At 66.2% G+C, this 14,056-nt stretch carries 10 protein-coding genes; 6 read left to right on the top strand and 4 right to left on the bottom strand.

Annotated features, from left to right (window positions below; translation table 11 throughout):
* Positions 1–27: 27 nt before the first annotated feature.
* Together EO136_RS03525 and EO136_RS03530 are read left to right on the top strand one after the other, a co-directional pair.
* On the top strand, positions 28–1,059 hold the full coding sequence (locus EO136_RS03525) for an ABC transporter substrate-binding protein (protein WP_127143097.1): 1,032 nt from the start codon (positions 28–30) through the stop codon (positions 1,057–1,059).
* 74 nt (positions 1,060–1,133) lie between these two features.
* A complete protein-coding gene (locus EO136_RS03530) occupies positions 1,134–2,579 on the top strand; it encodes an amidohydrolase family protein (protein WP_127143098.1) in 1,446 nt (481 codons plus the stop codon).
* Here EO136_RS03530 and EO136_RS03535 read toward each other — a convergent pair.
* From EO136_RS03535 to EO136_RS03545, 3 genes are read right to left on the bottom strand one after another with little or no spacing between them, the layout of a single operon-like run.
* Positions 2,477–3,493: an XdhC family protein gene (locus EO136_RS03535; protein ID WP_127143099.1), complete on the bottom strand. Its 1,017-nt coding sequence runs from the start codon at positions 3,491–3,493 to the stop codon at positions 2,477–2,479. The two genes, EO136_RS03530 and EO136_RS03535, sit on opposite strands and share 103 nt — an antisense overlap.
* Before the next feature lie 10 nt (positions 3,494–3,503).
* Positions 3,504–5,816, bottom strand: coding sequence for a xanthine dehydrogenase family protein molybdopterin-binding subunit (locus EO136_RS03540; protein ID WP_127143100.1), 2,313 nt, complete (start codon positions 5,814–5,816; stop codon positions 3,504–3,506).
* Between the two features lie 10 nt (positions 5,817–5,826).
* Complete coding sequence (locus tag EO136_RS03545) at positions 5,827–6,297, bottom strand: (2Fe-2S)-binding protein (RefSeq protein WP_281280367.1); 471 nt, start codon at positions 6,295–6,297, stop codon at positions 5,827–5,829.
* A gap of 260 nt (positions 6,298–6,557) precedes the next feature.
* Between EO136_RS03545 and EO136_RS03550 the strand changes: the two genes are divergently transcribed.
* From EO136_RS03550 to EO136_RS03565, 4 genes are all read left to right on the top strand, one after another.
* On the top strand, positions 6,558–7,532 hold the full coding sequence (locus EO136_RS03550) for an AraC family transcriptional regulator (protein WP_206513259.1): 975 nt from the start codon (positions 6,558–6,560) through the stop codon (positions 7,530–7,532).
* 109 nt (positions 7,533–7,641) lie between these two features.
* A complete protein-coding gene (locus EO136_RS03555) occupies positions 7,642–8,571 on the top strand; it encodes an SDR family oxidoreductase (protein ID WP_127143103.1) in 930 nt (309 codons plus the stop codon).
* 116 nt (positions 8,572–8,687) lie between these two features.
* Positions 8,688–10,487 (top strand): DNA helicase RecQ, encoded by a 1,800-nt coding sequence (gene recQ / locus EO136_RS03560; protein WP_127143104.1) that lies wholly within the window; start codon positions 8,688–8,690, stop codon positions 10,485–10,487.
* A gap of 208 nt (positions 10,488–10,695) precedes the next feature.
* Positions 10,696–11,805 carry a sensor histidine kinase gene (locus tag EO136_RS03565; RefSeq protein ID WP_246018255.1) on the top strand — a complete coding sequence of 370 codons (1,110 nt, stop codon included), beginning with the start codon at positions 10,696–10,698 and terminating at the stop codon, positions 11,803–11,805.
* Positions 11,806–11,839: 34 nt separating this feature from the next.
* Here the strand turns inward: EO136_RS03565 and glgB are convergent, their stop codons facing one another.
* The gene (glgB, locus tag EO136_RS03570) at positions 11,840–14,056 is read right to left on the bottom strand and encodes a 1,4-alpha-glucan branching protein GlgB (RefSeq protein ID WP_127143105.1); all 2,217 of its coding nucleotides are present in this window, start codon (positions 14,054–14,056) and stop codon (positions 11,840–11,842) included.

The raw sequence follows: 14,056 nt of genomic DNA on the forward strand, positions 1-14,056 counted from the left end.
CCAGACGCAAACGCCTCAAGGAGAACTTTGATGAAGAGACTGCTGACCGCCACGCTCGGCCTTGCCGCGCTCACCATGTCTTCGGCCTTCGCCCAGGACCTCACCGATGTGCGCTTCACCCTGGGCTGGGTGACCCAGGGATCGGACGCCGCGTTCTTCGTGGCCAAAGACAAGGGCTATTTCGAGGACGAGGGCCTCAACGTCATCATCGACCAGGGCGAGGGCTCGGGGGCGACGGTGACGCGCATCATGGGCGGGGCCTATGATGCGGGGTTCGGCGACATCAACGCCATCATCCAGAACGCTGCCGACCGTCCCGACCAGGTGCCGGTCATGGTCTACATGATGTGGAACCAGCCCCCTTTTGCCGTCGTCACCAAGAAATCGAGCGGAATTTCCGCGATCGAGGATTTCGAGGGACGGGTTCTGGGCGGCGCGCAGGGCACGCCCACCACGCGCCTGTTGCCGGTGTTTGCGCGCACCAACGGGCTGGACATCGACGCCATCGAGATTTCCAACATGGCGCCGAACCTGCAAGAGCCGATGCTGATCCGCGACGAGATCGACGGCGCACTAGTCTTTAACATCACCAGCTATTTCAATCTCCTCAACAACCGCCAGGATCCCGAGAACGATTTCGACTGGTGGCTGTTCGGTGACTACGGCATGGATCTTTATTCCAACGGGATGATGGTGTCCCAGGACATGATCGAGAACAATCCCGAAGCGGTGGCCGGGCTGGTGCGTGCGGTCAACAAGGCCTCGATCGAGATCGGGCTGGACCAGGACATGGCCATGGAAGCGGTGATGAACTTCGATAACCTCGTCAATGAAGAGATCGAGCGCATGCGCCTCAACTTCGCCTATGAGCGCCTGATGGCCTCCGAGGAAGCTGCCGAGATCGGACTGGGCGACGTTGATGACGAGAGGCTGGCCCGCGCCATCGACATCGTGGTCGAGGGCTACGACCTTTCGAGCACGCCAGAGACCAGCGATGTGTTCAGCCGCGAATTTCTCCCCGCGCGCGAGGAGCGTGAACTGGTCTACCAGGCCCAGTAACCTTAAGGTGCGTCCAACCCGCCCCTCTCCGGCGTTCGACCGGGGAGGGGCTTTTTCTTTTCAGGAGGCGAAAAATGGCATCGATCAAGGTGAGCCATGCCCTGCTCGACCCCACGCGCCCGGTCGACCGGCAGGTCGCGATCGGCTGGAAGGACGGGGTCTTTTCCGAGGTGAAGCCGGGAACGCCAGAGCGGCGCGGCGCGGGGCGCAGGCTGGCGGTGCCCGCGCTCGCCAATGGCCATGACCACGCGCGGCCTCTGGCGCTGTCCTCGTTCGGGGCTGCGTTCATGGGGCTCGAGACCTGGCTGCCCAGATCCATGCTCGCCACGCCCCCCGATGCCCATCTCGCCGCGCTGGCGCCCTTTGCCCGCGCCGCCCGGTCCGGCTGCGGGTCGGTGATGGTGCACTATACCCGTCCCAGCGGACGGCTGTCGGCACTCGATGAAGCGCGCGCAGTGGCCAGAGCGGCGGGGGAAGTGGGAATCCGCATTGCCTATGCTCCGGCGCTCAGAGATCGCAATCCGCTGGTTTATGGCGAGGAGGCGGACATGCTCGCGCGCCTGCCGGCAGAGGTCGCCGCGATCGTGGAGGACACCTATTGCCGGCCGGCGGCGCCCCCCGAGGCCATGATCGAGATGACCGAGGCGATCGGGGAGGCGATCGGCGGGCCGATGGTGGACGTGCAGTTCGGGCCCGCGGGCGTGCAGTGGTGCTCGCACGCGCTGCTGGTGGCGATCGCGGAGCGCTCGGCCGCAACCGGGCGCGGGGTCCATATGCACCTGCTGGAGACCCCCTACCAGCGGCTCTGGGCGGACCGGACGTTTCCCGGCGGGATCGTCACCTATCTGAAGGATATCGGGCTTCTTTCCCCGCGCCTGACGCTGGCCCATTGCGTCCATGCCCGGCCCGGGGAACTCGAGATGATCGCGGACGCCGGGGCCGTGATCGTCACCAATTCGAGTTCGAACATGCACCTGGGCTCGGGCAAGGGGCCGATCGCGGACGCCCATGGGCGGGGATGCAGGATCGCTGTGGGCATGGACGGGCTGGCGTTCGACGAGGACGACGACATGGTGCGAGAAACGCGGCTGGCCAATGCGCTGCATGGCGGGCCGGCATTCGCGCGCACCTGGGATCGCAAGGCGTTTCTCCTCGAGAGCATCGCCAACGGCCGGGCGGCGACGGGGGCGCCCGGAGCGGGGCGGATCGCCAGGGGGGAGGCGGCGGATCTGCTGGTCCTCGATTATGACCGGCTGGATCGGGACCGGATCATGGATGTCGATCCGATCGACCTGCTGTTTGCCCGCGCGAGCGCCCAGGAGGTCAGCGATCTTGTGGTGGCGGGGCGCTATGTTGTGCGAGAGGGGCAGTTGACCGGGGTAGACCTCGAGGGCACCGAGCGGGCCCTGCGCGAGCTCTACCGGCACGAAATCGCCCGTTTCGCTGCGCTCGAAGGCGCGTGGCCGGTCATAGAGCGCGAGATCGAGGCCTGGTTCAGGGACTTCTCGGGCTGCTGCTGAGCGGTGACGGGCCGAGGCCTGATGACGCGCGAGCCGGGGGTGGCGCCGGAGGCGGCGATGATCTCGCCGACGATCGCGGTGGCGATTTCCATCGGCGCGCGGGCTCCGATCTCGAGCCCTATGGGCGCGCGCAGGCGACCGATCAGGGGCTCGGGGACGCCGGCCTGGAGTAGTCGGGCCCGCCGTGCCGCGATCCGGGAGCGCGAGCCCATGACGCCGACAAAGCCCGCATCGGAACGCAGGACGGCGGCAAGCAGTGCGACCTCGGTCGCAGTGTCGTGGGTCAGGATGGCGATCGCGGTCCAGGGGTCGGCCTCGGCGAGCCTTGCCGGATCTGCGGCGGCTGGGGGCAGAAGCACGGCCTTCCATCCCAGTGCTTCGGCCAAAGTCACGAGCGCCAGGGCGAAGGGATCGGTGCCCACCACGATCAGTCTCTGGCGCGGGACGAACAGGGCGCGGGCGGGCCAGCGGTCCGAGCCCCGCCAGGCGGTGGCGGTCGTTGCGCGCTGATAGCCGTCGCTCGCATAAAAGGCGGGGCGGCGTGCCGCGCTCAGGTGCTCAAGGGCCGTGATCGCGCGGTCCCCGGGCGCCAAACGTTCGACAAGGACGACCAGTTGTCCGCCGCAGGGCAGGCGAATGTCGATAAAGGGGCTGGACCGGCCATAGACGAGGCGTCGCGGCCGGCCCTCCGCGATCACCGCGCGGGCGTGGCAGGCGACGTCGCCCTCGATGCAGCCGCCCGAAAGAAAGCCGGTGCGCTCGGCGTGGGTGACCACCATCTGGGTGCCGACGGGGCGCGGGCCGCCATCAGCCGCAACGATGGTGGCAAGGGCGAAGGGCTCGGGGCCTTCCGCCGCGGCCAGAAGCGCGGGGCGGATGTCGTCGATCTGCTCGTTTCGGGTCCAGGGGCTCATCGGCGGGGCCTCAGGCCTCTGGAACCAGCACGCTGCGGGTTCGCCGCAGGCCGATGGTCTGGGTGGTGGCGAAGGGCAGGCGGCGGATGCGGCGGCCCGTTGCGGCGTGGATGGCATTGCCAAGGGCCGCGGCGACGGGAACGATGCCCGGCTCGCCCGCGCCGCCGGGGGGCAGGTCGCTCTCGATGATCGAGACCTCCACTTCCGGGGCGTTGGCGAGGCGCTGGATGGGGTAGTCGTGAAAATTCGACTGGACCACCGCGCCGTCCTCGAAGGTGATGGCGCTCATCAGGGCGCTGGTGACCCCAAAGCTGATGCCGCCCTCCATCTGCGCCACAACGGCGTCGGGGTTGATCACGAGACCCACATCGATGGCGCACAGGACGCGATCGACCGTGATCTCGCCATCGGTGGCGATCGTCACCTCTGCGATCTGGGCGACGATGCTGCGGTGGCATTCCTCGATCGCGATGCCGCGCCCGCGGCCCGGTGTGAGCGGTGCGCCCCAGTCGGCCATTTCCGCCACCCGGTCGAGGACTGCGAGGTGGCGGGGATGATCGCGCAGGAGGGCGCGGCGATAGGCGAGCGGATCGGCGCCGGCGGCCAGCGCGCATTCGTCGATGAAGCTCTCGATAAAGAAGGTGTTGAAGGAATAGCCGTTGGACCGCCAGAGCCCGATGGGCACGTGGCTGGGCACATGCTGGCTGCGCACCCGTCTGCTGGGAACGGTGTAATAGGGCTTGTCGAGCCCTTCGACCGTGAAGCGGTCCCCGTCCGGGCCCGGGTTGAACGGGAGGTTGCGCCCGGCAATGCCCTCGATCGCCGATTGGGCGGTGACCCGGATGTCATAGGCGAGCGGCAGGCCGTCCGGGCCGAGGCCTGCGCGCAAACGAGCCGCAGCGTGACTGCGATAGAGCCCGCCTCTTATGTCCTCCTCGCGCGACCAGATCAGTTTGACCGGACGGCCCCGGTGCCGGGCGGCGAGGAAGGCGGCCTGGGCGACCACGTCCTGATCGCTGCGCCGCCCGAAGGCGCCTCCGTTCATGGTGATGTTGCAGGTGACCGAGGCGGGGTGGACATCGGCCCAGCTCGCCCCGTTGTAAACGCCCTGGCGCACGGCGATCGGCGCCTGGGAGGGCACCCAGGCCTCGGCCGCCCCGTCCTCGCGGATGATGACGGTGGCGTTCATGGGCTCCATGCAGGCATGGGTGACGAAGGGCGCCTCGTAGGTGGCCTCGACCCGGTCGGCTGCCGTGGTGATCGCTGCCTCGGCGTCGCCGTCATCGACGGCATCGTGGGGATCATCGCTTGTGAGCGCGGCGTTGAGATCCCGGGACATCTGGGCGGTCGCGAAGGTGTCGAAATCTGTCGAGGTCCAGGAGATGTCGAGAAGCTGGGCGGCCTGCTCGGCCTGCCACCAGGAGCGGGCGACCACCGCGACCTGCCGTCTATTGACGATTGCCACATCGAGGATGCCCGGCTGGGCGCGCACGTCGGGTTCGTTGTTGATGGCTGCGAGTTCGGCGCCAAACACCGGGGCATGGCGGATCGCGGCGTGGAGCATGTCGGGGAGGACGACGTCCATGCCAAAGACCGGGGCGCCGCGCACCTTGGCGGGCAGGTCGACCCGGGGCTGGGAGCGGCCTATGATCCGCCACTGGGCAGCCGGCTTGAGCGCGGGATCCTCGGGCGGGGAGAGCACTGCCGCGTCGGCGGCCAGCTGTCCGTAGGACAGCGTGCGCCCGGAGGCTGCATGGGTGACGAACCCGTCATCGGTCGTGAGCGCGGAGACGGGAACCCCGAGCCGGGCCGAGGCAGCGGCGATCAGCATCTGGCGGGCCGAGGCGCCGGCCACCCGCATGGGGTGCCACATGGCCATGGTGGATGCCGAGGCGCCGGTCGAGATGAAACCAGCAAGGCCCAGAACGCGCCGCCCGACCCAGACCACCGGGCCGCTCGCTTCCTCGGGGCGGACGCCGAGGACATTGAACCAGTTCGAGTAGGCCGGATGAAGCTCGGTGGGGAAGACCACGCTGAGCCTCTCGTCCATGGGAATGTCGAGCTCTTCGGCCACCACCATGGCGAGACCGGTATGGATGCCCTGACCCATTTCGGTGCGCGGCACGCTCACGACCACGCGGCCATCGCTGTGGATGGTGAGAAAGGCGTTGAGCACGGCGCGTTCGCCATCCACGAAACTCTCAAGCCCGTCGACATCGACGGTCGAGAGCAGGCCGACGCCGCCGACCGCGGCGACCATCGCGGTGCCGGCGACCGCGGCGCCGGTGAACAGAAAGGTGCGGCGGGACAATAACCGGGGCATGGCGGGCTCCTCAGGCCTGGTCGCGCGCGGCGGCGGCGCGGTGGATGGCACGGCGGATGCGCGGATAGGTGCCGCATCGGCAGATATTGGTGATCGCCTCGTCGATCTCGGCGTCGGTGGGCCGGGGGTTTTCCGCGAGCAGGGCCGTGGCGGCGATGATGAAACCGGGCTGGCAGAAGCCGCATTGGGGCACCTGCTCGTCGAGCCAGGCCTGCTGGACATCCGAGAGGGTGCCCTCGGTATCCGATAATCCCTCTATGGTCACGACCGAGGCGCCCGAGACGCTGCCCAGCGGAGTGATGCAGGAGGGGGTCGATTGCCCGTCGATCAGAACCCGGCAGGCGCCGCACTGGGCGATGCCGCAGCCATATTTGGGCCCCAGAAGTCCCAGCTCCTCGCGCAGCACCCAGAGAAGCGGTTTGGCGGCGTCTGCCTGGATATCAAGAGAAGTGCCGTTGACGGTCAGCGAAACCAATGTCATCTCCTTTTTGCACGTGCAGCCAGACGCGTTCCGGATCAATATTTGACATAAACAACAACACAGCTCCGCCGTTACTCGAATATGCGTCGAGTTTATTGAAAATCGTCAGTTCAGCGTCAAATTGAAGTGTGAATTTCGGTCGGTTGCGTGTTACTCTGGGGCAAGAGATTTCGGTCTCACTACGCTAGCTGTCGAAAGGAGTGGCGAGAATGCCTGTTGCCCCGAGAAGCTTGCCTATTCCTCCAGGAGGATCGGAAGATATGGATCACGAACGGATCACGGCCGAGGCTGGTGACAGGACCGCAGGCTCCCTGCTCCATACCGTGTTGACCGGGTATGCGGACGCCCATGGCGGCGGGGAGGGGTTCTTCCCCACCGAGATCAAGGCCATGCGGATCCTGCGCACCTATCGCCCCATCATGCCGGCGCATACGGTCTACGCGCCGCAATTGTGCATCGTGGTGCAGGGGGCCAAGCGGATCGAGTTCGGCGGAGACAGCCTCGATTACACCGCCATGCAGTGCCTTGTGGTCAGCGTCGAGCTGCCGGCCACCGGCCGGATCACCAAAGCGAGCGTCGAAGAGCCGTTCATCAGCGTCACCATCGATTTCGACGTCGCGACGCTGCGCGAGGTGATGACGATGGTCGATGTCAAGCCGGCGCAGGCCGGCGATCCGGGCCCCAGGCCTTTCATTGCCGATGTGGATGGGCCTCTGGCCGATTGCGTGGTGCGCCTGATCCGCATGCTCGACACGCCCAAGGCGATCCCGGTGCTCTTCCCGTCGGTGATGCGCGAGATCTGCTTCTGGCTGCTTTCGGGACCCCATGGGGCCGTGATCAGCCAGCTGGCGCTGCCCGAGACCCAGACCGGGGGAGTGGTGAACGCGATCCAGCTTCTGCGGCGCAACTACACCCAGACCATGCGGGTGGAACGGCTGGCCGAGGAGGCCCGGATGAGCCCGTCCTCGTTCCACCAGCATTTCAAATCCCTCACCTCGATGTCCCCGCTGCAGTATCAAAAGCACCTCAGACTCATCGAGGCCCGCAGGCTATTGATCGGGGGAGACGTGAAAGTGGCCGAAGCGGCTTACCGGGTTGGCTATGAGAGCGCTTCCCAGTTCAGCCGTGAATTTTCGCGCACCTTCGGGATGTCGCCCAGCCAGGTTGTCTCCAGCCTGACGCCCGAAGCGCGCCAGCAGATCGAGGCCGCTTCGGCGCTGATGCGCGCCCGCTGACCCGATTCCGGTTCTGGAGGATCAGGCATGCCATGCCGAGTTTCCGGCATGGCCATTTGAAGTCGCCTGTCGCTTTATGCACCCATCGGAAAATCAGGATGGGCACGCCATGGCACGCTGGACGACTTCGGAGATTGGTTCCCAAAAAGGACGGCTTGCGGTCGTCACGGGAACGGGGGGATTGGGGCTGGAAGACGCGCTGGCCCTGGCACGGGCCGGCTGTGAGGTGGTGATCGCTGGACGGAACCCGGACAAGGGCCGGGCGGCGGTGGCCCATGTGCGCGAGAGGGTGCCCACGGCGACGATCCGGTTCGAGCCGCTCGATCTGGCCAGTCTCGCTTCGGTCGATGATTTCGCGCAGCGCCTGTCGGCCCAGACCGACCGGCTGGACCTTTTGATCAACAATGCCGGGGTGATGGTGCCCCCCGAACGGCAGGAGACCGCCGAGGGGTTCGAGCTGCAACTGGGTACCAACCATCTGGGCCATTTCGCGCTCACGGCCCATTTGATGGCGCTGCTGCGCAAGGGCCAGAATCCGCGGGTCATCTCGCTCTCGAGCGTTGCGGCCCGGGACGGGCGTATCGACTTTGCCGATCTTCAGAGCGAAGAGACCTATGTGCCGATGAAGGCCTATAGCCAGTCCAAGATCGCCTGCCTGATGTTCGCACTCGAACTCCAGCGCCGGAGCGAGACCCTTGGGTGGGGCATAGCCAGTATCGCGGCCCATCCCGGGGTCGCGCGCACCGATCTCTTGCACAATGCCCCGGGCCGCTGGAGCGCGTACAGGCTCACCCGTTCGCTGCTGTGGTTCCTGTTCCAGCCGGCCGCGCAGGGCGCCCTGCCGACGCTTTATGCCGCCACCTCTCGGGATGCGAAGGGCGGTGGCTATTACGGTCCCGATCGGATGAGCGAAGTGCGCGGCTATCCCGCGCCGGCCCGCATTCCGCCCCAGGCGGCCGATCTCGCGGTCGCGAGGCGGCTCTGGACAGTGTCCGAACAGCTCACCGGGGTTGGCTTCGAGAGCCGCGCTGCCGGGTGAGGCGCGAACAGGGACGATGGGGCGTGGCGTGGCCTGGGCCGATGGCCGGTGCGGGCAGGAAGCTGTTAAGAGAAACGCTCCGGTGATTCTCTCTTCTGGTGCCCATGATTTCCAGCATGACTTCCAGCGCACTCGACATCCTCAAGACCGTCTATGGCTATGATGGGTTCAGGGGACCGCAGGCGCGAATCATCGAACACGTGATCGCGGGCAACAATGCCTTCGTCCTGATGCCGACGGGCGGGGGCAAGTCGCTGTGCTACCAGATCCCCGCGATCGCGCGGCCCGGCATGGGGCTCGTGGTCTCCCCGCTTCTGGCGCTGATGGCCGATCAGGTGCTGGCGCTGCGCGAAGCGGGGGTCAGGGCCGCCGCGCTCAACTCCGACCTCGACCCCGACGCGCGGCGGGCTCTCTGGCGAGATGTCCACAGCGGGGTGCTCGACCTGCTCTATGTCGCGCCGGAAACCCTGCTGCGCCCCGAGGTGCTCGAGGGGCTGGGCCGGGCCTCGCTGTCGCTGATCGCCATCGACGAGGCCCACTGCCTCTCCCAATGGGGCCATGACTTCCGCCCCTCCTATCGCCAGCTCGATGCGCTGGTTGCCAGATTCCCCGGGGTGCCGCGCATGGCGCTGACCGCGACGGCCGACGAGCCGACGCGCGCGGAGATCCTGTCCCATCTCGAGATCGGCGACGCGGATGCCTTCATCGCCGGGTTCGACCGCCCCAATATCCGCTACACCATCGCCGAAAAGGACAATCCGCGCGTCCAGCTACGGGATTTCCTCGCCCGGCACAAAGGGGAAAGCGGGATCGTTTATTGCCTGTCGAAACGCAAGACCGAGGAAACGGCGGCCTGGCTGCGCGAGAAGGGCCATGATGCGCTGGCCTATCACGCCGGGATGGACAAGGAGGAGCGGGCCGCCAACCAATTGCGCTTCCAGCATGGAGAGGCGGTGATCATGGTCGCCACCATCGCCTTCGGCATGGGGATCGACAAGCCCGACGTGCGCTTCGTTGTCCATCTGGACCTGCCCGGCAGCATCGAGGCCTTCTACCAGGAGACGGGACGCGCCGGGCGCGACGGGCTGCCCTCCGAGACGATGATGCTCTATGGGTCCGAGGACATCGCGCTGCGCACCCGGTTCATCGAACAATCGGACGCGCCCCGCGAGCGCAAGCACATGGAGCGCCAGAAGCTCGACGCGCTTTTGGGGCTGGCCGAGGCGGCGGGGTGCCGCCGGCAGGTGCTGCTCACCTATTTCGGCGATGCGTGCGGCCCTTGCGGAAACTGCGACACCTGCGCGGCGCCGCCCGAGCTCTTTGACGGCACCATCGCAGTGCAGAAGGCGCTCTCGTGCATCTACCGGACGGGCGAGCGCTTCGGGCAGGCCTATGTAATCGACGTGCTGCTGGGGGTCGAGAACGACCGGATCACCCGGGCGGGGCATGATGCGGTCTCGACCTTTGGCATCGGCAAGGAGCATGGCAGCCGCACCTGGCGCTCGATCCTGCGCCAGATGATCGCCATGCGGTTCGTGGATGTGGACGTCACCGGTCACGGGGGCCTCGCGATCGCGCCGTCGGGACGGCAGTTCCTGCGCGAAAAGCCAAAGCTGATGCTGCGGGTACCGGGAGCCCAGCGCGCACGGCGCCTCAAGGTGGCAAGGAGCGCCGCGCAGCCTGAGATCAGCGATCGGGATCGGGCGCTTTTCGACGCGCTGCGGGAAAAGCGGCTCGAGCTCGCGCGGGCCCAGAACGTACCTCCCTACGTCATCTTCCACGACAAGACGCTGATCGGGCTGGCAGCGGAGCGGCCCGGCTCGCGGGGGGAGATGGCCAAGGTGCCTGGCGTGGGAGAGACCAAGCTCGACCGATACGGTCCCCAATTCCTCGCGGTGATCGCCGAGCACGCCTGAGGGGCTTTCCGGGCATGGATGCGGGCCCGGCGGGCTGCACCGCAAACCCATGGTGGACCACTCTTTTTTCAAACTGCGCATTTGCCTCTGCCCGCAGGCACCGGTACACTGGTGCCGCAATATTATTTCAGTGGCGGTTTCCGTGTCTGACGCATCTGGCCCACGCGGTGCTGCCCGCGGCCTCGACCTCTTGCCCCAGGGGGGCCGGATGGTACAGCAGATCCGTGTCTTCGATTGGGAGCGCACCTCGCTGGGGCCAATAGAGACCTGGCCAAGGTCGCTTATGAACGTGCTGGCGATGGTCCTTGCATCGCGGCAGCCCATCTGTTTCTGGTGGGGACCCGAGCTGCTTCAGTTTCACAATGACGACTATCTGCCCATGCTCGCGGACCGCGTCGATCGCGCGCTCGGCGCGCCGTTCAAGGACCTGTGGTCGGATGTGTGGGAGGGCGTGAAGCCGTTCGTCGACGAAGCGTTGAGCGGGCAGGGCACATGGGCGGAGAACCTGCACCTCGCCATGGTCCGCAACGGCAGGGTCGAGCAGACATACTGGACGTTTTCCTACAGCCCCCTGTTCGATGATGACGGCCGGATTGCCGGGCTGATGAACGTGGTCACCGAGACGACCGCGGCGCTGCGGGATCGTGAGGCGCTTGCCGCCGAAGTCGCGCGCACCAATGCGGCGCTGGTCGCGCAGCGGGAGGCGGAGCGCCAGCAGCGGCTGCTCCAGCGCGAGCTTTCGCACCGCATGAAGAACACGCTCGCCATGGTTCAGGCTATCGTATCCCAGAGCCTGAGGCAGTCCGCCGGCGAGGAAGGCGCGCGACGCGCTTCAGAGCGCATCCAGGCGCTGGGCAGGGCGCAGGACATGCTTACCAGCGCGAGCTGGCAGGACGCAGACATACGCGACGTCATCATGGCCGCCGTCGAGCCTCACTGCGACAGACCCGACCGCATGGTGATCGAGGGGCCCGGCATCGGGCTGAGCGCCCAGCAGGGGCTCGGACTTTCTCTGGCGCTGCATGAGCTGTCCACCAACGCCTTGAAATACGGGGCGCTTTCGACCGACAGCGGGTGCGTGCATGTCCGGTGGGCCTGCGACGCCGATGGCGGCTTTGATTTCCGCTGGCAGGAAGAAGGCGGGCCCGAGGTGATCGAGCCCGAGCGCAAAGGATTTGGCTCGCGGCTGACGACCCGCGTCGTCCCCACCTATTTCGACGGCACGGCCAGCATCGAATTCCGGTCCGAGGGCCTCGTTTATGCTCTTGCCGGCCGGTTGGCTGGTGACCCCCGCAGCGGACCCTCCAGCCCGGCTTAAAGCTCCTGTCAGAACAGGATATGCTCTTGGGGCTTCAGGTGGCCGCGTTGGGCGCCAGCATGATGACCCCCAGTGGCGGCAAGGTGAGGCGGAGGGACGCGGGGCGGGCGTGCCAGGCGACCTCCTCGGCGTTGATGGTGCCGCCATTGCCGATGTTCGAGCCGCCATAGCACTCTGCGTCGGAATTGAGGATTTCACCCCAGCTGCCGCCCTGAGGGACACCAACCCGGTAATCGGAGCGCACCGTGGGGGTCATGTTGCAGACAACCAGCACAGGGTCCGTGCCCGGTTCGCCCTTGCGCAGGAAGACAAAGATGCTCGATTGGGCATCGCTCGCGTCGACCCATTCAAATCCGGCAGGGTCGGCATCGAGCTGATGGAGCGCCGCGCGGTCGCGGTAGAGGCGGTTGAGGTCGGCCACCAGAGACTGGACGCCCCGGTGAAGGGGGTCGTCCAGGAGGTGCCAGTCGAGAGACTGATCGTGATTCCACTCTCTCTCCTGGCCGAACTCGCAGCCCATGAACATCAGCTTCTTGCCCGGGTGCGCCCACATGAAGGCGTAGTAGGCCCGCAGATTGGCGAATTTCTGCCAGCGGTCGCCGGGCATTTTCCCGAGCATCGAGCCCTTGCCATAAACCACCTCGTCGTGGCTGAGGGGCAGGACGAAGTTCTCGGTATAGGCATAGTGCAGCCCGAACGTCATCTCGCCCTGGTGGTGGCTGCGATAGAGGGGGTCGAGTTGCATGTAGTGAAGCGTATCGTGCATCCAGCCCATGTTCCATTTGTACCCGAACCCCAAGCCGCCATCGTAGATGGGACGGCTGACTTTGGGAAAGGCCGTGGATTCCTCGGCGATGGTCTGGGAGCCGGGATAGAGCTCATAGGCGCGCGTGTTGGTTTCCTTGAGGAATGCGATGGCCTCGAGGTTCTCATTGCCGCCGAACCTGTTGGGGATCCATTCGCCCGGCTCGCGCGAATAGTCGAGATAGAGCATGGAGGCCACGGCATCCACGCGCAGCCCGTCGATGTGGTAGCGATCGAGCCAGAACAGGGCACTGGCTTCCAGGAAATTGGCCACTTCGTTGCGGCCGAAATTGTAGATCAGCGTGTTCCAGTCCCGGTGGAAGCCGAGCCGAGGATCCGCGTGCTCGTAAAGGGCCGTGCCGTCGAACTGCACAAGACCGTGGGCGTCGGACGGGAAATGGGCGGGCACCCAATCCATAAGCACCCCGATGCCGGCGCCATGGAGGCGGTCCACGAACCGGGCAAAGCCCTCGGGCGTGCCAAAGCGGCTGGTGGGCGCGAACAGGCCCACGGGCTGGTAGCCCCATGACCCACCAAAGGGATGTTCGGTGATCGGCATCAGCTCGACATGGGTAAAGCCCATATCGGTGACATAGGGCACGAGCAATTCGGCAATGGCATCGTAATCGAGGGCCTCGCCGTCCCCACCCGTGCGCCAGGAGCCCAGATGCAGCTCGTAGATGGACATGGGGGCATCGAGGGTCTGCCGGTCGGCGCGGGTGCTCATCCAGGCTCCGTCCTGCCAATCGTGCTCGGGAAGACCATGTACGATCGACGCGGTGGCGGGGGGCTGTTCCTGGAAAAAGGACAGGGGATCGGCCTTGAGCGGCAGTCTTTCGCCGTGCTGACCGATGATCTCGTATTTGTAGACGCTGCCTTTTTCCAGCCCGGGGATGAAGAGCTCCCAGACCCCCACGCCGATGCGCTTGCGCATGGGGTGGCGCCTGCCGTCCCAGGCGTTGAATTCACCCACGACGCTGACGCGCGAAGCGTTGGGCGCCCAGACCGCGAAAGTGACGCCAGCAATGCCCTCGATCGTGGTGGGATGGGCGCCGAGGCGCTCGTAAAGGTGGAAGTGCCGCCCCTCGCCCAACAGATGTTCGTCGATCTCCCCGAGGATCGGTGCAAACCGATAGGGATCCTCGCTCTCCCAGCTGAAATCGCCGGCCGTCAACGCCAGGCGATAGGCGAAGGGCTCGGTGCGTCCCGGGATGAAGCCGGAAAAGAAGCCCTCGGGGTGAATGAGCTTGAGTTGCGTCACGCTCTCCCCGGTCAGGCTGTCCACGATCTCGACCCGGGCCGCCTGGGGCGCAAAGACATTGATGGCCAGGGGCGCACCTTTGCCTCCCTGCGGGCCGAGCGTGGCGAACGGATTGCCGTGACGGCCGCGCACGATGGCTTCGACATCGGAAGGATAGGCCGATGGCTGCGTGATTGCTTCACTCAT

It is taken from the genome of Pelagibacterium montanilacus (genome assembly GCF_003992665.1).
Taxonomy (GTDB): Bacteria; Pseudomonadota; Alphaproteobacteria; order Rhizobiales; family Devosiaceae; genus Pelagibacterium; species Pelagibacterium montanilacus.